This window comes from Candidatus Neptunochlamydia vexilliferae (genome assembly GCF_015356785.1).
Lineage (GTDB): Bacteria > Chlamydiota > Chlamydiia > Chlamydiales > Simkaniaceae > Neptunichlamydia > Neptunichlamydia vexilliferae.
The window spans coordinates 22,128-43,494 of sequence record NZ_JAAEJV010000004.1; the positions used below are offsets into that span (position 1 = coordinate 22,128).

The 21,367-nt window shown below is 45.9% G+C and carries 20 protein-coding genes; 13 read left to right on the forward strand and 7 right to left on the reverse strand.

The window, feature by feature from the left end; translation table 11 throughout:
* Positions 1 to 63 precede the first annotated feature (63 nt).
* Positions 64 to 1,425, reverse strand: coding sequence for an alkaline phosphatase family protein (locus NEPTK9_RS01505; protein ID WP_194847065.1), 1,362 nt, complete (start codon positions 1,423 to 1,425; stop codon positions 64 to 66).
* Here NEPTK9_RS01505 and NEPTK9_RS01510 point away from each other — a divergent pair.
* Positions 1,424 to 2,479 (forward strand): hypothetical protein, encoded by a 1,056-nt coding sequence (locus NEPTK9_RS01510; protein WP_194847066.1) that lies wholly within the window; start codon positions 1,424 to 1,426, stop codon positions 2,477 to 2,479. The two genes, NEPTK9_RS01505 and NEPTK9_RS01510, sit on opposite strands and share 2 nt — an antisense overlap.
* Here NEPTK9_RS01510 and NEPTK9_RS01515 read toward each other — a convergent pair.
* The gene (locus NEPTK9_RS01515) at positions 2,469 to 3,071 is read right to left on the reverse strand and encodes a MazG family protein (protein ID WP_194847067.1); all 603 of its coding nucleotides are present in this window, start codon (positions 3,069 to 3,071) and stop codon (positions 2,469 to 2,471) included. The two genes, NEPTK9_RS01510 and NEPTK9_RS01515, sit on opposite strands and share 11 nt — an antisense overlap.
* Positions 3,072 to 3,140: 69 nt before the next feature.
* Here NEPTK9_RS01515 and NEPTK9_RS01520 point away from each other — a divergent pair, with 69 nt between their 5' ends.
* From NEPTK9_RS01520 to NEPTK9_RS01530, 3 genes are all read left to right on the forward strand, one after another.
* Positions 3,141 to 3,611, forward strand: a complete 471-nt coding sequence (locus tag NEPTK9_RS01520) for an NUDIX hydrolase (RefSeq protein WP_194847068.1) — start codon at positions 3,141 to 3,143, stop codon at positions 3,609 to 3,611.
* Complete coding sequence (locus NEPTK9_RS01525) at positions 3,608 to 4,720, forward strand: phosphotransacetylase family protein (protein ID WP_194847069.1); 1,113 nt, start codon at positions 3,608 to 3,610, stop codon at positions 4,718 to 4,720. The genes NEPTK9_RS01520 and NEPTK9_RS01525 overlap by 4 nt, the downstream gene beginning before the upstream one ends.
* Positions 4,721 to 4,868: 148 nt before the next feature.
* Complete coding sequence (locus NEPTK9_RS01530; protein ID WP_194847070.1) at positions 4,869 to 6,065, forward strand: ATP-binding protein; 1,197 nt, start codon at positions 4,869 to 4,871, stop codon at positions 6,063 to 6,065.
* Here NEPTK9_RS01530 and NEPTK9_RS01535 read toward each other — a convergent pair.
* Entirely contained in the window at positions 6,037 to 7,047 is a 1,011-nt protein-coding gene (locus tag NEPTK9_RS01535) for a glycosyltransferase family 9 protein (protein ID WP_194847071.1), read from the reverse strand. The two genes, NEPTK9_RS01530 and NEPTK9_RS01535, sit on opposite strands and share 29 nt — an antisense overlap.
* A gap of 60 nt (positions 7,048 to 7,107) precedes the next feature.
* Between NEPTK9_RS01535 and NEPTK9_RS01540 the strand changes: the two genes are divergently transcribed.
* The 4 genes from NEPTK9_RS01540 (at position 7,108) to istB (ending at position 12,006) form a co-directional block, all read left to right on the forward strand.
* Positions 7,108 to 8,412 carry a peptide MFS transporter gene (locus NEPTK9_RS01540; RefSeq protein ID WP_194847072.1) on the forward strand — a complete coding sequence of 435 codons (1,305 nt, stop codon included), beginning with the start codon at positions 7,108 to 7,110 and terminating at the stop codon, positions 8,410 to 8,412.
* Between the two features lie 727 nt (positions 8,413 to 9,139).
* Positions 9,140 to 9,430, forward strand: coding sequence for a hypothetical protein (locus NEPTK9_RS01545; protein ID WP_194847073.1), 291 nt, complete (start codon positions 9,140 to 9,142; stop codon positions 9,428 to 9,430).
* Between the two features lie 342 nt (positions 9,431 to 9,772).
* Entirely contained in the window at positions 9,773 to 11,224 is a 1,452-nt protein-coding gene (gene istA / locus NEPTK9_RS01550; protein WP_194847074.1) for an IS21 family transposase, read from the forward strand.
* A complete protein-coding gene (gene istB, locus NEPTK9_RS01555; RefSeq protein ID WP_194847075.1) occupies positions 11,221 to 12,006 on the forward strand; it encodes an IS21-like element helper ATPase IstB in 786 nt (261 codons plus the stop codon). Before istA ends, istB begins: the two co-directional genes overlap by 4 nt.
* 718 nt (positions 12,007 to 12,724) lie before the next feature.
* Here istB and NEPTK9_RS01560 read toward each other — a convergent pair.
* Positions 12,725 to 13,168: a hypothetical protein gene (locus tag NEPTK9_RS01560; RefSeq protein ID WP_194847076.1), complete on the reverse strand. Its 444-nt coding sequence runs from the start codon at positions 13,166 to 13,168 to the stop codon at positions 12,725 to 12,727.
* 510 nt (positions 13,169 to 13,678) lie between these two features.
* Here NEPTK9_RS01560 and NEPTK9_RS01565 point away from each other — a divergent pair.
* The gene (locus NEPTK9_RS01565) at positions 13,679 to 14,611 is read left to right on the forward strand and encodes an Rpn family recombination-promoting nuclease/putative transposase (protein ID WP_194847077.1); all 933 of its coding nucleotides are present in this window, start codon (positions 13,679 to 13,681) and stop codon (positions 14,609 to 14,611) included.
* A 3-nt stretch (positions 14,612 to 14,614) separates the two neighbouring features.
* On the opposite strand, the gene lysS (NEPTK9_RS01570) is transcribed toward NEPTK9_RS01565, so the two are convergent.
* Positions 14,615 to 15,790, reverse strand: coding sequence for a lysine--tRNA ligase (lysS, locus tag NEPTK9_RS01570; protein WP_194847078.1), 1,176 nt, complete (start codon positions 15,788 to 15,790; stop codon positions 14,615 to 14,617).
* Between lysS (NEPTK9_RS01570) and NEPTK9_RS01575 the strand changes: the two genes are divergently transcribed.
* From NEPTK9_RS01575 to NEPTK9_RS01585, 3 genes are all read left to right on the forward strand, one after another.
* Entirely contained in the window at positions 15,715 to 15,900 is a 186-nt protein-coding gene (locus NEPTK9_RS01575; RefSeq protein ID WP_194847126.1) for a hypothetical protein, read from the forward strand. The genes lysS (NEPTK9_RS01570) and NEPTK9_RS01575 overlap by 76 nt on opposite strands.
* Positions 15,901 to 16,005: 105 nt before the next feature.
* Positions 16,006 to 16,464 carry a helix-turn-helix domain-containing protein gene (locus NEPTK9_RS01580; protein WP_194847079.1) on the forward strand — a complete coding sequence of 153 codons (459 nt, stop codon included), beginning with the start codon at positions 16,006 to 16,008 and terminating at the stop codon, positions 16,462 to 16,464.
* Positions 16,461 to 17,057, forward strand: coding sequence for a mobile mystery protein B (locus NEPTK9_RS01585; RefSeq protein ID WP_194847080.1), 597 nt, complete (start codon positions 16,461 to 16,463; stop codon positions 17,055 to 17,057). Before NEPTK9_RS01580 ends, NEPTK9_RS01585 begins: the two co-directional genes overlap by 4 nt.
* 5 nt (positions 17,058 to 17,062) lie before the next feature.
* Here the strand turns inward: NEPTK9_RS01585 and lysS (NEPTK9_RS01590) are convergent, their stop codons facing one another.
* Positions 17,063 to 18,646 (reverse strand): lysine--tRNA ligase, encoded by a 1,584-nt coding sequence (gene lysS, locus NEPTK9_RS01590; protein ID WP_194847081.1) that lies wholly within the window; start codon positions 18,644 to 18,646, stop codon positions 17,063 to 17,065.
* A 237-nt stretch (positions 18,647 to 18,883) separates the two neighbouring features.
* Here lysS (NEPTK9_RS01590) and NEPTK9_RS01595 point away from each other — a divergent pair, with 237 nt between their 5' ends.
* Positions 18,884 to 20,200, forward strand: a complete 1,317-nt coding sequence (locus NEPTK9_RS01595; RefSeq protein WP_194847082.1) for an ATP-binding protein — start codon at positions 18,884 to 18,886, stop codon at positions 20,198 to 20,200.
* Here the strand turns inward: NEPTK9_RS01595 and NEPTK9_RS01600 are convergent.
* Entirely contained in the window at positions 20,162 to 21,334 is a 1,173-nt protein-coding gene (locus NEPTK9_RS01600; RefSeq protein WP_194847083.1) for an ATP-binding protein, read from the reverse strand. The genes NEPTK9_RS01595 and NEPTK9_RS01600 overlap by 39 nt on opposite strands.
* Positions 21,335 to 21,367: the final 33 nt, after the last annotated feature.

Here is a 21,367-nt window from a genome sequence, read left to right on the forward strand (position 1 = left end):
ATTATTATATCACAATTCTTAATTAAAATAAAGTGGCGCAAATTTAATTATATTAAGATGTAATTAGTTTAAAATAAGTGAGTTAAGAATGTTATTAGCAGCGCGATCGCGCGTAGAAAGGGGCTCGAGACCCCATCTTTCCTCGATGAATTTGAGGATTGAGACGGTCTCATAGGAGGTGGAGTCTACGTAACCCTTTTTTACATAAGGGGATATGATGAGAGCTGGAACACGTGTCCCAGGACCGAACGGGTCGACCTCGGGAGGGGCCACATGGTCCCACCGCCCTCCATTTTCATCGAAGGTGATGATGATGAGACAATCCTCCCACACGGGACTTTTTTGGACCCGGTGGACGGTGTCGACAAGCCATTTGGCCCCATCCATGACGCTAAGGTGGCCAGGGTGGAAGCTGTAGATGTCGAGGGAGCGGACGAAGCTGACGGCGGGGAGGGTATTAGTGTCGAGGGCATCGTAGAACTCGGTGAGGTCGGCGAGGTGTTTTTTTCGCATGGGCGAGCCCGGGGCAAAGGGCTTGTAGTAGAGGGGGGCCTGATGATGAAAGACAAAGGAGGGGTGGGGATGGCCCGCATCGGCACTTTTCCACTCCTGGGCATACCACTTCCAGGAAATATTTTTTTCGGAAAGGCGGTCGCCGATAGTGACTTGATCGATGGGGGGAACGCGGAGATGGTCGGGGACCTCTTTTTTATGGGGAGGGTAGAAGGGCTCGGCATCGTTAATGAGATACCCATTGGGAGAGACTTTCCCGTCGCGACGGAGCGCGCCACTGGGAATAATTTTAGCGATGTACTGCTTGGGAGCGTTGGGCCAAACGGGCATTTGGGCAGAGAAGAGCCAAAGGACGTTACACAAAGAGCCTCCATAGCAGGAGTGGAACCATCGGTCGCAGATGGTAAATTCTTGGGCAAGTTTTGCGAGCTCTGTATGTCTTAAGTCGTAGTAGCTCATCGCAAAGCCCCACGCATTGCTCCAAAGGGCAAATTTGTTCATCTTTCCCCCGTTAATTTGGTACTGCTCTTGGTAATAACGGTGGTAAAGGTCGGAGGTTTCCTCAGTAGGGGGAATATAGGGGCCTAGGTTATAGGGACCGTTGAGAAGATTTTGGGGGATTTGGGGGTAGGGCTTTTTCGTTTTGGTGTCGATGCTGGGTGGAAGTTTGGGGTAAGGGGCGCCGGTGAGGTCGAGTTGTGTTTTGCTCTCTTCGGAGGCATTGGCAATCCCGTCAACACCGGGAAGGGTTCCTAAAAGACCATCGAATGACCAGTTCTCCTGAAAGATAATGATGAGGTGTTTGATCTTTTTGGTTGCAGCGATCTCTTCCTTGGAAAAGGTGACCCTTTTAGGTGCTTCCCTTCCAAAAAGGGAGGCGATGAGAAAAACGAGAAACAAGGTTTTCTTCATGGAGCGATTCTTTTTTGTTGTCCAACATTTTTCCTTTTGTTACATTTTGGGTTTTAGCTCAAGTACCGTTATGTGGAAATTTGTTGTTTGTTTTCTTCTTGTTTTAAGTACCGCCTGGGGAAAGGGGGCTGGCTCCTATGACAGCTACTTTGCCCTTGAAGGAGACTATGTCCTTTTAAGGCGGACCAACTCCCACAACAAACACCTGGTTGAAAGTGCCGGGGTTTCGAGCGGGATCTCTGGCTGCGACAAAGAAGCCGGCAAGGCCTTTATCGAGTCGAAAGATCTGATCCACGACATGGGCTTCAATACAGGGTTTTCAGCGGCGTTTAAGCTTTTCCCTAGCATCGGTTCGACCTGGGAGCTCCGCTATACCGGGGGCTTTAACTGGAAAGGAAAGGAAAACAAGAGCTGCCCGGGAAACCTCAACCTCGATGGTAGTTTAGCCTTTGAAACGGTTGACTACCAGTTTGCCGATCGGGTCAAAAGCCTACTCCGCTCCGACATGTATACCCCAGAGTTTAACTTTTGGCGCCATATGACTCCCCGCTACATCGATCACTTTTCGGTCTCCTGGATGGCAGGACTCCGTTACTTTCGGATCGATGAGAAGCTCAAGCTCTTCTTCACCAAAGATAACCAGACGAGTCGTTACCGCCTTAAGACCGACAACAAGTCCTTTGGCCTTCAGCTGGGGGGAATGCTCGAGTACAACCCCTACCACTTCCTCACCTGGGGAGTGGCGGTCAAAGTGGGAGGCCTCTATAACCGGGGAGAGCAAAAAACGCGCATGGAAGATGAGGGCAATACCGTCACGATTCGCGACCAAGACCGGAGCGGCTCCAACTTTGCCTATATGGCGCAAGTCTACCCCTACATCGAGATCCGCCCCACCAAACACTTTTTCTTCAGCGTCAACTACCAGGTTCTCTACGTAGGAGCCCTAGTCACCGCCGACCGGAACCTCCGCTTCCACGGCACCCACTCGATCTTTGACCACGATGGTCATATCCTCTACCACGGCCTCACCGGCGGCTTGCAGCTTAACTTTTAAACAGTGCTTCGTACCTTTTGAGAGCGGTACGTAAAGCGCTTTCTGCATCGACTCCTTCCTCTTGCGCTTGGATCACAAGATCGAGAAGCTGATCACCAAGGGATGTGGCCAACTCTTTTTTTGGAAAAGGGATCTTTTTGTGGATCATTTTTCCCACAATTTTTTGGGCACGGGCAAGGGCCCCTAGGGTTTTAGGGATCCCCTCTAGTGGATGTTTCCGCTCTTTTTTTTCTTCAGCTTTGACCCGCTCCCAGTGGTGGATCACTTCGGAGGCATCCTTTGCCTCAGCATCGCCAAAGACGTGGGGGTGGCGCCGAATGAGCTTCTCCCCTACCTTGCGTGCCACCTCTTGGAGGTTAAAGCGACCACTTTTTTCTCCCAGCTTTCCGAAAAAAACAATTTGGAAGAGGATGTCGCCCAGCTCTTCGACCATCCCCTCGGTGGAATCTTCATCGATCGCTTCTAAAAGTTCATGCACCTCTTCCAAAACATGGGGGCGGAGCGACTGAAACGTCTGCTCTTTATCCCATGGACACCCCTTGGGTCCATTTAGGGTATCGGTAATTTCTACAAGCTTTTCAAATTCTTTCATCACAACTCCTTGTGCTTTTCAGGAAAACTTTTATAATGTATCATCAATTGGTTTAAAACGAGGAGAAAAGTGGGATCAAAAAAGCGACACTTTACAGCCACCACCTATATTCTCCATGAAGAGAAGGTCCTTCTCCTCTTTCATCCTAAGCTAAAAAAGTGGCTCCCTCCTGGGGGGCACATTGAAGAGAATGAGTCTCCTCCCGAGGCAGCTCGACGAGAGGTGCGCGAAGAGACAGGGCTCGAGATCACCTTCATCCAAGATGAGAACATCTGGATCGATCGGTGGAATGCTAAAAGTTTTGAGCGCCCCTACATGTGTTTGCAAGAGCATGTCCCCTCACATAAAGAAACCCCTGCCCATGAACACTTCGACCTAATCTACCTTGCCCAACCGGCCGGACTTCCAGAACCTCATGGACCTGACCCCATCCGCTGGTTTACCTTAGAAGAGGTCGAAGCGCTTGAAAGTGACGTCGAGATTTTTGGAGAAACCAAAGAGGTGATCCAGTTGCTTCTAGGTGTGGAGGTCGCCCCATGAGTCAAACAGCCTTTTTCATTGCAGCCACGGGGCAACATGTAGGGAAGACAACCACCTGCCTCGGCCTTGTCTCTGGACTTCTCAAACGGCACAAGGGGGTGGGCTTTATCAAGCCTATTGGGCAAGAGCATGTCGAGACCGACACGGGAATCCACGTCGATAAAGATGTGGTCCTCTTTAAGGATCACTTCCACCTCGATGAAGAGGAGGCTTTGATGAGCCCCGTCCTTTTCCCCCGCGGCTTCACCCGCGACTTTCTCGATGGAAAGGTGAGTGAAGAGGAGATGGGAGACAAGATCGAGCGCTCTTTCCAAACTATCCAAGAGAAAAATGAGATGGTCGTTGTCGAGGGGACCGGTCATGTGGGCGTCGGCTCGATTGTGAACTTTAGCAATGCGAAGGTCGCTGCCCGCTTAGGGCTCAAGATGATCCTCGTCGCCTCTGGAGGGCTCGGCTCCTCCTTCGATGCCTTAGCTCTTAATAAAGCGTTGTGCGATACCCTAAATGTTGAGGTTGCTGGGATTATTCTCAACCGCGTCCATGATGATAAGCGAGAGATGGTTCTCTCCTACATGGAAAAAGCACTTAGCCGGTGGAATATTCCCATTCTTGGCTGCATCCCCTTCGACCCTTTCTTAAGCAAACCGACGATGCAAGACTTTGAGTCGCTCTTTCGGGCTCCCCTTCTTACCGGTGAAGAGCACCACATGCGCCATTTCAAACGGACCCGCTTTGCCGCCACCTCCCTCAAAAGTTATCGGGAGCGGATCCTTCAAAACCAGCTGATCATCACCCCAGCCAACCGGGAAGACATCATCCTCGCCACCCTTACCAAACACTGGGACGTGAAGATCGCCGATCCCCATAAAGATCTCGAGGCAGGGATGATCCTCACCGGAGAAACCCCTCCCCGCCAAACCATCATCGAAGCGCTTAAAAAAGCAGGGATCCCGATGCTCTACGCGCCAGTCAGCAGCTACAAAGCGATGGAGATGATCACCTCCTACACCGTCAAGATCCGAAAAGAAGACAAAGAAAAGATCATCGAAGCGGTCGAGCTCGTCGAGTCCCACATCGACTTTGACGCCCTCACTCAAGCGATTTCTTAAGAAACTCTCAATCAACAGATTAAGACTTTAAGTCTATTAAAAATCCGGAAAACTGTGTGCTTGGACTCATATTTCCAGGAATATTGTTGACTCAAACTCATATTTCCAGGAATATTGAGTGTAAGAAAGCAATATTCTAGGATGAGTGATGTTAAAACGACGTCTCAAAGAAAAATTAGATCGCGTGATCAAGAGGGGGAAAAGTGTCCTTCTCTTAGGCCCCCGCCAAGCAGGGAAGACTACCCTAATCAGCGAGTATAAGGTGGATCTTGAAGTGAACCTTCTCTTTTCAAAGGTACGGCGTCAGTATGAAGCAGACCCAGATCAGCTGATTCGGGAAGTCGAAGCTTTAAAACATAAAAATGGCAAACCTCCTCTCGTTGTTGTTGATGAAGTGCAAAAAGTTCCCTCTTTGATGGATGGAGTGCAGCACCTCATCGATAAAAAGCTCGGTCAGTTTATTTTAACGGGATCGTCTGCACGGAAGCTCCGCCATGGAACAGCAGTCAATCGCCTCCCTGGTCGACTGATTCAGATGCGTCTTGACCCTCTCACCCTTGAGGAACTGGATACACCCCTTCCCGATATTAAAGACTTTCTCCTTTATGGCTCCCTTCCCGCCATTCGATTAGAAAAAGACCCCTCTATTAGAGAAGAGGAACTAGACTCTTATGTCGACCTCTATTTAGAAGATGAGATACGAGCTGAAGCTTTGGTTCGTGATATTGGAGCTTTTGAAAATTTCCTCCGCTTGGCTGCAATTGAGTCGGGTAACATTATCAACTTTAAGAAGATTTCTCAAGATATCGGGGTTGCCCATTCAACCATCCATTCTTACTATCAAATCTTAGAGGATTGTCTCATTGCTGAGCGGATAGAACCTTTTACAACAAGTGTCACCCGTAAAAAACTCATCAAATCTCCGAAATACCTCCTATTCGATCTAGGACTCCGTCGTCTTGCTGCTCAAGAGCACCCCTCTCTACCAGAAAAGTATCTAGGCCCCCTGTTTGAACAGTTTGTGGGGCTAGAACTGATCAAATGGTCCCGCTTACAGCAGCACAAAATATCCCTCCTCTTTTGGAGAGATGTAGGTGGCCCAGAAGTGGATTGGTTACTGAAGTGGAAAGACACTCTGATACCGATCGAAGTGAAGTGGACGGAGACCCCTTCTGCGCGCGATGCCAAACACCTCTCTCTTTTCTTGCAAGAGTACCCAGAAGCAAAGAAAGGGTTTGTAGTCTGCCGAGCAAAAAACCCTCAGGCTTTAGAAAAAAACATCGAAGCCATCTCCTGGAAAGACCTTACGACAAGACTTAACGAATTATTTCTTCAAGAGTCTTAGACGATAGACCTTTGATACAGGCGCCTGTTTTGCAGGTGCGCAGGGCCGGACACCGTTTGGTAAAGGTCTTGCCGTAAGGGCAAGGACCTTGAAGGGCATGGTGGTGGGCCCCTGCAGGCTTATAGACCGCAGCGCTAGAAGGACCAAAGAAACTATAGGTGGGAACGCCAGTCGTTGCGGCGAGATGAAGAGCGCTGGAGTCGACAGAAAAGATCCCATCCATCTTGGCCATCAGCCGCTGCCAAAGGGGAAGAGAGAGGTGGGGAAGAAGGGTACTCATTTCTGGAAACTGAGCGTGGAGGGCGCGCGCCTCTTGCTCTTCCTTCTCATTTCCCCATACGAAGTAGTAGTGGGGGTTTTTCTTATGGGCAAACTCTTTCAAAAGCTCAATCCAAGTCGGCAAGAAAAGCTTTTTGTTTTCCCATTGGGAGCCTGGGCAGACCATATACCGGACGGGAGGGGCTGTTTGCTCATCGATCCAAGCCTCTTCTTCGGGGGTGATTGTTAGAAAGAGTTGCTTTGGGATGGGAGCCTGCTGAAGAGCAAAATGGTTTTGGACAAGGGAGAGATACTGAAGGGAAATCGCTTTCTTTTTATCGAGGGGGTAGCGATGGGTTAAGAAAAAACCATTGGGCCACTCAGGCGCTGAAGAAAAAGAGGTCCCCACCTTTTGCTTTGCAGAGATAAACTTGGCGATCAGCCCCGACTTGATATTTCCCTGAAGATCGATCGAAACATCATAGTCGTTTTTGACCGCTGCTTGCACACCGGAGCGGTAAGCAAAAAGGTTCTTTTTCCACTTCCGCGCTTCAACTGGAATAGCCTGACGAATATCTGGGTGAGCTTCGAGAAGTTCACAAAAAGATTTTTCAACCACCCAGTCGATTTGGGAATGGGGATAGGTCTGTTTTAGGAGGGCTAAAACAGGGAAAGATTGGATGATATCCCCCAACGAGGAGGTTTTGATAATCAAAATTTCCATTTTCACTAGAATAAATAATCTCTAATATTGTACAAGATGAGTCTTAAAAGGGCTAGTAACATGAAACACCAAGATGTCATTTTTTCTAACAAACATCCGCGGGAGATGTATCTCCTAGCACTTGTCGAGATGTGTCAACGATTTGCCTATTGGGGAATCGGGAACCTTTTAGTCCTTTTTCTTGTTAAACATTTTACTTATAGCACCCCCAAAGCAACCCACATTTTTGGAGCCTATACCGGAATCGCCTTTACCCTTCCCATCCTCGGCGGCTACATCGCCGACAAGTGGAACTACCGGAGCCCGATCCTTTTGGGAACCTTTCTCACCGCGATTGGCTGCTTTATGCTCTCTTCTCTAAGCGAGTTTATGATTATTCCCTCTCTGGCCCTGATTGCCTTTGGAGGTGGACTGTTTACCCCGGCGATCTACTCCCTTTTGGGAAGCATCTACTCGAAAAAGCCCCACATCCGTGAAGGGGGGTTCTCGATCTATTATGCAACAGTCAACGTGGGCATCTTCATCGGAATGATTGTCTTGGGATATCTTCAAACAATAAGTTGGCGCGCTGTCTTTATCGTCTGCGGCTGTATCCAACTCCTTGCCGCACTCCCCTACATTGCAGTGATGAATCGACTTAAAGAACTCAAAGTCCCCTCCCATTATTTCGTTTCAAAAAAAGATGATCCCAACCTCTTTCCCCTTAAAAAGCATGAGAGGGATCGTATTCTTGTGATTCTCATCATGACCCTCATCTCCATTGTTTTCTGGATGGCTTATAACCAAGCGGGGTCGTCGATGACCCTTTTTGCTTTGAAGTTTACCGACCGACAGGTTGGAGGCTTTACCGTCCCTACACCCTGGTTCACCTCAATGGAGACCTTCTTCTTGATCCTCTTTGCCTTCCCCCTTGCTCACCTCTATCTTTTCCTCCGCCGGATTAAATCGAGTGCCAGCCCTCCCATGAAAACCGCCCTGAGCCTCTTCTTTATGGGACTCTGCTTCCTCATCATGCAGCGGGCCGCCGCCCATATCCCCGAAGGGGCCACTTCCGCAAGCGTGAGCCCTTACTACTTCGTCTTTGCCTATGCGCTAATGGCCCTTGCTGAACTCTTTCTTGCCCCCATCGGCCTCTCCCTTGTCACCAACCTCAGCCCTCACCGTTACCGAGGCCTCCTCACCGGGGTCTGGTTTGCCTGCATCGGGATCGGCTTCTACCTCGGCGGCTACGTCGCCGGCTGGATGGCCACCCTCCATCTCCCTACCTTCTTCGACATCTTCGTTATTACCTCTTTCTTACCCGCTTTCCTCCTCGTCCTCTTCAGTAAAAAATTAGATACCATGCGCCATATTCGATATTTATAGACAAAAAATTTAGACCTCTTTTATAGAGGGTTTCTCGCTGTTAAATTCTCATAGAGAAAAATACCTCTGCTGAAAAAACTTTACCCCAAACTTTGGCTAACTGTGATCGCTTTTCCCAGAGAAGGCAGTTTTCAGTTCAAAAAAGCCTAAAATTTGACCCCAATTAATAATCAAAGAGTTACAAATCAATTCTAAAAAATCTGAAAAATTCTTCATGGAGAAAATTCCAAAATTGTTTACAGCGGGAAAGCCTCTTTATAGTAGAGGCCATTGAAATTTTAACGACAGGAAAAATATAATGACTGCAGTTAAAACCACAATTATGCCCTCTAATATTAATGAAGGTGATGCAAAAATACGGCATGGTTCAATCGTGGGTAACACTTTTTGGTCTTATGAAAGGTGCGTCGGGGGCAAGCCCCCTGCTGCCCCCTTGAGCTTCAATCTGGCAAGCCAAATCACCCCTCCTCGGGGGGCCGTGCAAAGCACTGTCCACCCCTCGTGCGGGGCGATTTTTCACAGCCATCTTGAAGCCGCGGATAGCTCACCGCATGGCTTTTCTCCGCCTTCGGCTCAGAAGCCATGTCAGTTCGCTGGAAAGTTTTTTTCAAGAAGACCTCGCTCATCTTTTACCAAATAGCAAGACTCTTTTTATCTACTCGTTTTAGGATGAACAAGACCCTTATATTTTGATAAAGTGTTACCTCAACATGCTATATTTTAAACCATGCCAAAAATACTGATAAATTGGGGACTTATTGAAGAAGCTACAGACACAAATCGATATAAAGTCCATACTGATAAAATTGCGTTTTTTAAAGAACCCGAGTACCTCAAATCCTTCCCATATGAAGCTTCCATTCTTTTGCCTAAAAAAACCGATTCTAAAAAAATAAGTTTTGCTTTGAAAATAATTTCAAGATCCAATAGAACCCGTGTAGATGGTCTTCCTGACTCAAAGATTTATATCTCAAGCGATAGTGATAAGACTTTAAAATCCATTAGCAGTCAAAAGTAGCTTAAAGAACACCTGCTATTTACTCTAAAAGCCAAATACAGTCTGCACAAAACAAAGACTGTTTCATACTCTGCTGATAACCTTAAAGAAAATTCTTATTACAAAATAAATCTTCCATAAGATAAGGCTAACTTAAAGGAACTCTTTCCAGATATTGAAATGTGCTATTTTGCAAGCCCAGCAGGTGCATCTACAAATAAACTGTTGAGCGACAATTAGGATTGCCGCTTAACGACAATTATCTTTGCCGGTAAGAAACTCCTTGAATTAAGATCTCTTGCATGAAAGTGAGAGGTTAATATGACAGGGAAAAAGATTACAAAGCAACAGATAAGGATTTATATGGAATCTAGAAAGAAAGGAAAAACAAAAAAGGTTGCATCAGCGCAAGCAGGTTTTTCTGAGCGATCTGCTCGAAATATTGAAAAAAGAGATCTCACAGAAGCAAAACCTTTGCACCGGTGGAAAACCCGAAAAGACCCCTTTGAGGATGTATGGACAAGTGAGCTTGTTCCCTTGCTAGAAGAAAATCCCAGATTACAAGCAAAGACGCTTCTAGACGATCTCGAAATCAAGCATCCTGGAGAATACCCAGACAGCACGCTTAGGACACTCCAAAGGCGAGTTCGAAAATGGAAGGCAACCCATGGAACCGAAAAAGAGATTATTTTTCGGCAAAACCATCCCCCAGGCTGGCAAGGAATATCAGATTTCACCCACGCAAAAGATCTAAAAATCACCATAAAAAATGAAAAGTTTGATCATATGTTTTACCACTATAGGCTCGTGTACAGCAAGTGGGAGGCTGCTTCAGTTGTCATGGGAGGCGAAAGTTTTACGGCTCTATCTGAAGGATTACAAAACGCTCTATGGCTCAGTGGGGGAGTTCCAGAAACCCACCGAACAGACAGTCTTTCAGCCGCCTATAAAAATTGCTCAGACAAGCAAAAAGAAGAGTTCACAAAAGACTACTCCGAGTTATGCGCCTACTACCAAATGGAACCCACGAGAAACAACAAAGGGATCGCCCATGAAAATGGAGCCATAGAAGGCTCCCATGGAGGACTTAAAAACAGAATCGATCAAGCCCTAATGCTCAGAGGATCAAGAGACTTTTCTTCAGTAGAAGAATACAAACACTTCATCCAAGAAATCGTAGCCAAGCACAATAAAAGAGTCCAAAAAAAACACCTTGAAGAGCTAGCCCACCTTAAACAGCTCCCCGAAAGAAGAACAACCGACTTTGACGAACAACGAGTCCGAGTCACAACCGGAAGCACTATCCGGGTCAAAGACATCATTTACTCCGTTCCCTCAAAGCTCATTGGAATGACCCTCAAAGTTCACCTGTATGATGACCGGCTAGAATGCTTCATAGGAAGCGATCTAGTAGAGACCCTACAAAGAGAGCGGCGCCGCGATAAACACGTCCACCAAATTAACTATCGCCACATCATAGGAAGCCTCCATAAAAAACCCCAAGCATTCCGAAACTACATCTACAAACAGCACCTATTCCCCACCCTAGCCTTTAGAGAAACCTGGCAAAGACTCGACCAAAAGCTAGACCCTAGAACAGCTTGTCGAGAATACGTCAAGATCCTAAAAGAAGCAGCAGAAGGCGACAATGAGCCAATTGTTAACAACTTTCTAGAAGAAAAGCTCCACAAACAACAGCTCCCCAAATCCAAAGAAGTCCAAGACCTCTTCAGAAAAAAAGAGCAAGCCCCACCAGTCAGCTCCAGAGAACCCGACTTAGAAAGTTACCAAGCCTTAGTAGGAGGTGATTTATGAAAAAAGCCACATTACTCCCCACCCTACTCAAACAACTCCGTCTACCAACAGTCAAAAAGTTATGGGAAGAAGAAAGCATAAAAGCAATAGAAGAAGGGTGGCACCCTAGCTACTACCTTCAAGTTCTCTGCGAGTATGAACTATCCCATCGCGACAATCGCAGACTCAAAAGACATATGGCAGAAGCAAAACTACCCAAAGGAAAAACCCTAGAAACCTTTGATTTCGAAACCGTACCAAAGCTCAACAAAACCCAAATAAACGCCTTTGGGTCCGGAGAAATCTGGATCGAAAACGGAAGGAACCTCCTCATGTTTGGTCCCTCAGGAACTGGGAAAACCCACCTAGCGGCAGCCATAGGAGAAAAACTCATTATCTCCGGATATCGCGTCCTTTTTAACCGAACCACAGAACTCGTTCAAAAACTCCAAGAGGCCAAAAAAAACCTTACCCTTCCCTCCGCTCTAGAAAAACTCAGCAAATACGACTGCCTCATATTAGACGACTTCGGATACGCCCCTAAAAACCAAGAAGAAACAAACGTCCTATTCGAACTCATCTGTGAAAGATATGAAACGAAAAGCCTGCTCATCACCAGCAATCAGAGCTTCGTAGAGTGGGACAAAATCTTCATGGACAAAGCAATGGCAGTCGCAGCAGCAGACCGACTCGTCCATCATGCCACAATTATAGAAGTAGAAGCAGAAAGCTACAGAAGGCAAGCTGCGCTAAAACAACTAGAGCAAAACAAAAAGGAGAAAGCTTTAAACCAACAAGAATAAAATAAAGATTTGACTCCTCCCCCATGGGGGAGGGATGCTGGGGCCTTAGGCTTCGCTAGCTTATAATCCTAAAGATACAGGACCAGGCTGAAAGGTCCTTAGGCAAATGGTGAACCTTAATTGTCGTCAGTACCAAAAATAATTGACATTAGCCCACCAGGCTAAACAGGAACAGATTATACAGAAATTACGCAGTTAATCTGAGAGAGGTAAAGCGGCAAAGATAATTGTCGCTAACCGGCAAAAATAGTTGACGCAAAACAATCACCTAGGGCCGAGGTGAAAGGCGAAAAACGACCTTTGCAAATGAAATTCGCTTAGGTTCTGTTGAGTAGCTCCTAAGGTTAAGCAAATAAGAAATAAAAACCAAGTTTAGTGTAGCTACCCTAAGTTGCTCAAAATATGGTGGAGTACCTTGGGACACATGGGATGTTAAGCTATAGATCTCACACTGAAGCAGGAACCAGCAGGGAGTTAGCGGTAAGAGTCTGCTCCTAGGGTGTGTTTAGACAATCTAGGAATCCTCTTCCTTTAGGGAGAGGAGGATGTCAAGGTCTGCTATTCTTGGATCTGATAGTCGAGTGGCGCAAGGGAACTTCCCCCCTTGCGCCACTCGACTGATGTGATCGAAAAGTTAAGCTGTTTGGGTGCTGCCAAAAATCCAGTGTTTGAATTTATGTGGATATGACCCCAAAAAAGTAGGAGTTAGTGTAAGAGCTTATCCTTCATTAGCTTTTTTCTCACTGTGGTCCTCTTCTATGGGAAAAGGGATCACTTTCCTAGGGGCGATATAAGGGATGGTCGTTTCAATTGCAGTGAGTCTGTTTTCGACCTTTCCAACCCGATCACCAAGATGTTCGATTTTATCATCGGTTCTTGAAAACTTAAGATCGACTTCTTTGCGGAAATCTTTGATGTCGTGGTCGACCTTCTGAAACCTAGCATCGACCTTCTCGAATCTAGCATCAACTTCTTTACGGAAGTCTTTAATATCATGGTCGACCTTCTCGAATCTAGCATCGACTTCTTTACGGAAGTCTTTAATATCGAAATTTACACGGTCAAATTTTTTTTCAATCAGTTTGTAGACCCATGCTAAGCTGGTGATAGATGCTGTGATAAAGGCTGCTAATTGGCCCCAACTAATTGCTAATACTTCCATAGTGACTCCTTACCCAGTATTGTAACTCCTGATCGATTAGTTGGCAAGAGCTGCGAGAGTCATCAAAAGGAAAAACAATAAGCAATTAATAATCAGCTTCTCAAGGGTAATAATGGCGTGTAAGGTTTAAAAAATCACATTTCAAAAAAAGATGTGCTACTTTAAGTTTGGTCTTCAAATCTTTCAATGACACTCATCAAGGCTTGATTTCAGCAGAGCTTACTGCAATTGAGAATAAGCACAAGCAACCAAGTGTTTGCGGACTTCAAGAGCTTGAAAGATCAATCAAAAACTCCAACCTATCAGGTAGTCAAAAACAAAGTCTCCTAGTCCGAATAGAGAAGGCTTTCTCGGGAAGGAGCTGTAGCTCAAGCTCTAATAAATAGCTATTGATGAATGATTTAAAGTCATAAAGATAACTGTTAGACTTTTAGTTGCTTGGGGATAAAAATTGGGGTATACAAACCACTTCTTTCATGTTAAAATGGGGACCAATGGAGTATTAGGGATATGATAGAGCTACTAGATTTAAAAAATGATGTGGTTTTCAAGGATTTTTTTGGAGATAAAAGTAACAAAGAGATCCTAGAAAGCTTTATCAACGCTGTCTTAGGGCTTGAAGGAGATGACTGTATAGAAATCGAAGAGTTCCTTGACCCTAGGAAAATGCGCGTTGAAGTGGGAAAGCCTTCAACCTTCGTTGATTTGTCAGTCAAGACAAGGGGAGGGGAGCGCTATATCATTGAAATGCAGACTTATAATCATGATGGGTTTGATAAAAGGCTTCTTTACTACCTGGGCAAAGACTATACCGAACAAATAGAATATCATTACCACCAACCCACTGCTTCACAGGCCTTAAACGATAAAAAAGCTAAAAAAATGATTGGCTGGGCTGACCTTCCAAGGGTCCATATCATAGCAATCATAGACTTTCACCGTAACCGGAAAGAGAAAAATGGGATCTTAAATCATCATGAAGTGGTAGAAACCTATCGGTTTAAACCTCAGATTTCTGCTTCTAACGAGTATATCTTTGATCATTGGAAAGCAACCATTGTTGACCTTAAGAAATTTAAGTCAAAGCCAGTAAATAAGCTAAAGACCGATAAAGAGATATGGATCTACATTCTGAATAATGCCCCTTTTCTTAAAGAAGATGAGATAGAAGTTCTGAAGAAAGACCCTGTTTTTCAGAGGGCTTTAGAGCGACTTGAGATGCTTTCTGCAGACCCCAAAACGCGTAAGGCTTATGAAGTAAGTGTTAATGATCAAAGAGACCACTTAGCAATTATGGAGGCTGCTGAAAGAAAAGCTCACAAAGAAGGCCGAAAAGAAGAAAAGGTAGAAATCGCACAAGCTTTGCTTAAACAGGGCCTCCCAGTGAATCAGATTTCTGAAGCGACTGGGCTTTTGAGCGAAGAGATTGAAGCCCTACGCTAAGTTTTATTCCTCAGGGCGCATCATCGGGAAATAGACCACATCGCGGATAGAAAAGGCGTCTGTGAAAAGCATCGTAAGACGGTCGATTCCAATCCCTAGGCCGCCGGTCGGAGGCATCCCTTGACAGATCGCTTCGATAAACTCTTCATCCATCGGGTTGGCCTCATCATCTCCCCCTTCGCGGAGGCGGTTTTGATCCTCAAGAAGCTGCCGCTGCAGCTCGGGATCATTCAGCTCTGAGTAGGCATTACAGAACTCATAGCCCAGGATGAAGGTTTCGAACCGTTCGACAAACCGTTCTTCCCGCAGTTTAGAATCGCGGTGCAGCTTGCAGAGGGGAGTGGTTTCGATCGGGTGGTCGATAATGTGGTGGGGCTGGATCAGGTAGTGCTCCGCAAACTCTTCGAAGAGGTAAGAAATAAGTTTTCCGCGGGGGGCATCCTTAATCTTTTCATCCTCGATCTTTCCTTTTAGCTTCAGGCGCATGTCATCATCGGAAAGTTTATCGGGATCGATTTTTCCATAGGTTTGGATCGCCTCTTTCATCGACATCCGCTTCCATGGAGTTTTAAGATTGATGAGGTGTTCATTTCCTTGCTTATCTTTTCGCATCCCGATCTCTGTCGTTCCATAAAGCTCTTTTGCCAGGTGGGCGAAGAGATTTTCGGTATGAACCATCACATCGTTGTAGTCCCAATAAGCGGCATAAGATTCGAGCATGGTGAACTCCGGATTGTGAGTCCGGTCGAGTCCCTCATTCCGATAGACTTTCCCGATCTCGAAGACTCGAGACAGGCCTCCCACAATGAGTTTTTTCAAAGAAATCTCAATCACAATCCGGAGATACATTGTTTGGTGGAGTGCGTTGAGCTCAGTGATGAAGGGGCTTGCCTCTGCGCCCCGATAGATGTTTTGAAGGACGGGGGTTTCCACCTCCATGAAGCCGGTATCTTCAAAGTAGCGACGGATTTTAGAGACGAGAAGGCTTCGTGTTTTCAGCCGCTCAACACTTTCTGGATTGGTAATCAAATCGAACCATCGCTTCCGGTAGCGGGTTCCCTTATCAGCCAAGCCACTATGCTTATCGGGAAGGGGAAGATACCTTGGCTCTTGGTGCCGATTTTTATGGGGATGATCTTGTGGTTCCCGGGATCGACCATCCCACCTACCAACCCTCATTTAGCAATGCAAGTTGTTACCCACGGTTTCTAGAACTCCTCCGGAGCTACCTTTCAGAGGGGATCGTCGACAAAATTGCCTACAAAAATGCTCAAAATGCTTTTATTTGACTATTAACCTCTTACGGTTAAATTTCTCTTGTTTTTGATTCTAATAATGAATCAAAAACTTGACTTTTGATAGCTTTAAGGCTATCTTAAAGAAAAGGAAGAAAGATGAAAAAATCAGAGAAGCTCTTTGTAGAAAGGGTAGTAGCTGCAGCTCAAAAGCTCCAGATAGAGCAAAAAGGGGTTGAGATAGGACCATTGATTGCTCTTATCCGAAAGCAACTAAAGATGTCACAAAGGGTGCTTGCAAAGCGGGCAAAGGTTCCTCAATCTACTGTTTCTAAAATTGAATCAGGACGATTAAAGCCTAATGCTGGGACATTAGAAAAGATACTGAGTGCAATGGAGAGTGATTTGCTTATAACGATTGTTCCAAAAGAGAGTCTAGAAATGATCCTTAAGAAGCAAGCAATCGTTAAAGTGAAGCAAAAAATGGCGTATCTTAAAGGTACAATGAACTTAGAAAAGCAGAAGCCAGATGAAGCGTTATTTAGAGAGCTTTTTGATGAAGAAGTGAGAAAAATATTAGAGCTACCGGGTCGTGAACTGTGGGAGGAGGAGTTATGAAGTTTTTCTATCCAGAAGATGCAACGCCTATAGACGATATCAGTGGTCTAAAGCCCAATTGGGTAAGAACCCAAGAAGAACTCAACCAGGTTGAAGCTGAAAATGTTTCAGATGCAATTGATAAGTATCTCATAAAGGCTGTTAAGTTGCCTCAAAGCTGGTTTAATGTTCCGACACTGAATGAAATTCATCGCGCTATGTTTTTTGATGTATGGGATTGGGCGGGGAAGTTTCGTACAGCGCAAACGATTCCTGGTCTCAAGCCCTATCAAATTCCTGAAGCGCTTGAGAGTCTCTGTCGTGATGTCCAATTTTGGTGCAGCAAAGATTCTGGTATGGCACCCATCGAGCAAGCCGCTCAAGTACACCATCGACTTGTCTGGATTCATCCTTACCCAAATGGAAATGGGAGGTTTTCTCGTCTTGTTGCAGACCGCTATTTGAAAGCTTGGAAATGTAAAGTTCCCTATTGGCCAACAGATTTAGGGGAAAATGGACAGCATAGGAAGGACTATATTGCAGCGCTCAAAAAAGGAGATAGGGGAGATTACAAGCCGCTTGTCTTGTATATGATGAAATGTGGAGCAAAATAGACTGTTTACTCTTCAGGGCGCATCATCGGGAAGTAAACCACATCCCTTATAGAGAAGGCATCGGTGAAGAGCATCGTGAGACGGTCGATCCCAATCCCGAGACCTCCAGTTGGGGGCATCCCCTGGCAGATCGCCTCGATGAACTCTTCATCCATCGGATTGGCCTCATCATCTCCCCCTTCACGGAGGCGATTTTGATCCTCAAGAAGCTGCCGCTGCAGCTCAGGGTCATTCAGCTCTGAATACGCATTACAAAACTCATAGCCTAAGATAAAGGTTTCAAACCGTTCGACGAACCGCTCTTCGCGTAGTTTCGGATCGCGGTGTAGCTTGCAGAGGGGAGTCGTTTCGATCGGGTGGTCGATAATGTGGTGGGGTTGGATCAGGTGGTGCTCTGCAAACTCCTCAAAGAGATAAGCAATCAACTTTCCGCGGGGGGCATCTTTAATCTTTTCATCTTCGATCTTATCCTTCAGCTTGAGGCGCATGTCATCATCGGAAAGTTTGTCGGGGTCGAGTTTGCCATAAGTTTGGATCGCCTCTTTCATCGACATCCGCTTCCAAGGCGTTTTAAGGTCGATGAGGTGTTCATTTCCTTGCTTATCTTTCCGCATGCCGATCTCTGTCGTGCCATAGAGTTCTTTGGCGAGGTGGGCGAAAAGGTTTTCGGTATGGACCATCACATCGTTGTAGTCCCAGTAGGCGGCGTAGGACTCGAGCATGGTGAACTCAGGATTATGTGTCCGATCGAGTCCTTCATTCCGATACACTTTGCCGATCTCAAAGACCCGAGAGAGTCCTCCCACAATGAGCTTTTTCAAAGAGATCTCAATCGCAATCCGGAGATACATCGTTTGGTGGAGGGCATTGAGCTCGGTGATAAAGGGGCTCGCCTCTGCTCCCCCATAGATGTTTTGCAAAACGGGGGTTTCCACCTCCATGAAACCGGTATCTTCAAAGTAGCGACGGATTTTAGAGACAAGGAGGCTTCGGGTTTTCAGCCGCTCAACACTTTCTGGGTTGGTGATTAGATCGAGCCATCGCTTTCGGTAACGGGTTCCCTTATCGGCTAGCCCACTATGTTTGTCAGGAAGGGGAAGGAGCGTCTTACACAGTAGGGTGACTTCTTTAGCAAAAAGGGTGAGCTCTCCCTTTTGTGTGCGGAAAAGGTGTCCTTCGACACCGACGATGTCACCGAGATCGATCTTCTTTTCGATAAATTTTAAGGGGCGGACTTCACTTTCTTCAGGAAGGCCAGTCACCTTGGTGAGGTCCCGGTTAAACATGATCTGAAGACGGCCCGTTTCATCTTGGGTGTGGCCAAAAGCATTTTTTCCCATCGCGCGGAAAAGGACCAAGCGGCCTGAAATCCTCACCTGATCGGTTTTTCCTTCAGCTGCCTCTTCACTGCTGCCGACTGCTCCTCCCTCAAACTTATCGTGCAGCGCGCGCATCTGGTGAGTGGGGGCATATTTATGGGGGTAAGGGTCAATCCCCATCTCGCGGATTTCCTTGAGCTTTGCCGTCCGGTTCTGAAACTCTTCATAGGTGTGGTACTCAGGGGGTGCAATCTCTTTAACTTCAGTCATGGTATCTCCAATAGGTTAATCACCCATCATAGCAAAGGACTTAAAAACTTTGCAACCGGCTGGGGTAGGGGTAAATTTGACCTCTTAAATTGCTTTTTATAAGCAACTTAAGTTGCTAACCCTGTATTTTGCCCAAAAAGTGGATAAAAAAGCCCTCTATTTTGTCCAATAAATGGATAAAAAAGCCTTGTATTTTATCCAAAAATAGGATATAATCAAGGAAAAGGAGCTAAAGTGATGTTTCGATACATTGAGAAAGAGCTAGAAGAGTGGCGAAAAAAGAAAGAGCATCTTCCCCTGATCCTTAGAGGAGCAAGGCAAATCGGGAAAAGCTATATCATCGAGAAGTTTGGAAAGAAAGCGTTTGATTCTGTGGTTGTAATCGACTTTGAATTTCAACCCGAGTTTTGTGAGTGCTTTGAAACGCTTGATCCTAAAAAGATCCTCAACCGTCTTGAGTTGATATCCGAAAAGAAGATTATCCCTGAAAAAACCCTCCTTTTTTTGGATGAGATTCAGGAGTGTCCTAAAGCGATTATGGCTCTCCGATACTTTAAAGAAAAAATGCCAAAGCTTCATGTCATTGGAGCAGGGTCCCTTCTAGAGTTTGTGTTAGGTGAAGAAGATTTTTCTTTTCCCGTGGGGCGGGTTCAGTTTCTTTTTATGGGACCCCTCTCTTTTTCTGAATTTCTTCTGAATACTGGGAATGAAAGATTAGTAGAGTTCTTAGGGGAAGTTGAAATTAAGGAAGGGGTTCCAGGCGAAGTGCACAAAAAACTCCTTGAGGAGCTCCGTCTTTATTTAGCTCTTGGGGGAATGCCTGCAGTGGTTCAAAAGTACTTGAAAACAAATTCGCTTATAGAGTGTCGTCGGGTGCAGCTCTCTATTCTTCAGGCATATCAAAATGACTTTGGAAAGTATGCTTCAAAGGGAGAGCACCGCCACTTGCAGCTTCTCTTTGAAAAAGCGCCGAAGGTTGTTGCGACCCACTTTAAATATGTGAATGTTTCTGCAGATGTAAAGTCGAGAGAAATTAAAGTTGCACTTGAGCAGCTTTGTTATGCAGGGCTGTTAACGCGCGTTTATGCAACAGCTGCATCGGGCTTTCCTTTATCTGCTCAGATTAAGGAAAACCGCTTTAAGATTTTGTTTCTTGATATTGGTCTTTTGCATACGGCTCATAGGGTAGATATTAATGAGCTTTGGCAAGAAGATCTTTTGCAGATTCACTCAGGAAGGCTTGCCGAACAATTTGTGGGGCAGGAGCTTTTGAATCTAAGAGATTTTTATGAAAGCCCCCAACTTTTTTTCTGGAAGCGGGAGCAGAAAGGGAGTTCAGCAGAAGTAGATTATCTCCTTACCTCGAAGTCTTCTGTTATTCCATTGGAGGTGAAAGCGGGTGCTACCGGGCGCTTACGTTCCATGCATCAATTTATGGAGAAGAAAGGCTCCCCTCTCGGCGTAAAAGTTTCCATGGCTCCTTTGAGTAGAGATGGGAATATCCTTTCAGTCCCTCTATATATGGTTGACCAGATTCATCGCCTGGTCCGCTAGAGACTTCCAACCAAGGACGTTTCCTAGAGTCCGTTTTTGATCCTCATTGCCGCCATAGATGAGATATCCCTCTTTAGGAGAGGCTCCGGCGAGGTTGCACCAGTGTTCTAGGCCAGAGAAAAAATCGGAGTTGATTGTTTTACCCGACTTGATTTCGATCGGAATAAGTTTTTCTCCATGCTCGACCAAGCAGTCAATCTCATGCCCTTGTTGGTCTCTCCAAAAATAGAGGCTAGGACGCCTTCCTATATTGTAGCTAGCCTTCATCAGCTCAGAAAAAACAAAAGATTCAAAAATACCGCCCCGCAAATAGTGAGTGGATAGCTGAGAAGGAGAGCGAATGTCGAGGAGGTGGCATAAAAGTCCCGTATCATAGAAGTAGAGCTTAGAGGTTTTTACGAGCCGCTTGTTAAAGTTTTTGAAGTGAGGAGTAATAGGAAAGGTGATAAAGCTTGCCTCTAGTATGTTCAACCAGGACTTGGCTGTATTATGAGAAATGCCACAGTCATTGCCAAGCGAAGTGAGGTCGATCAGTTGGCCGCAGCGTGCTGCACACATTTTCATAAAGCGCTGAAAAGTGCCAAGGTCATGGATGTTGGTAATAGCCCGAAGATCTCGCTCTACATAGGTTTGAATGTAGTTGTCATACCACGGATAAGGCTCAACATCTCGTGTATAAAGGGGAGGGTAAAAACCTCGATAAAGGGTTTCCTCTAGGCTGGGAGTTTTCTCCCTTTCTGCCAAACTTAAAGGGAGGAGATGGAGCATTGCAACCCGACCAGCAAGTGATTGGGTAATTTTTTCCAAAAGGAGGAAGTGTTGCGATCCGGTCAGGATAAATTGCCCTGGAATCTGATCCTCATCAACAATTTCTTGCAAATAAGAAAAAAGTTCAGGGACCAACTGCGCTTCATCAAAGATCACCTTCTTTCGATACTTTTCAAGAAACCCTCTTGGGTCTTTTTGAGCAAAGGCCCGCGTATCGAGATTCTCTAAAGAAACATAGTCATATTCATCCTTGAAAAGCCCCTTGATAAGGGTGCTTTTCCCCGATTGTCTCGGGCCGGTGAGGGCGAGGATGGGGAAGCCCTTAATGAGCTTTAAAATTTCCTTTTCGATGAGGCGCGGGATCATAGTTCCTCTCCTATTTCCTTCACTATAAACTAT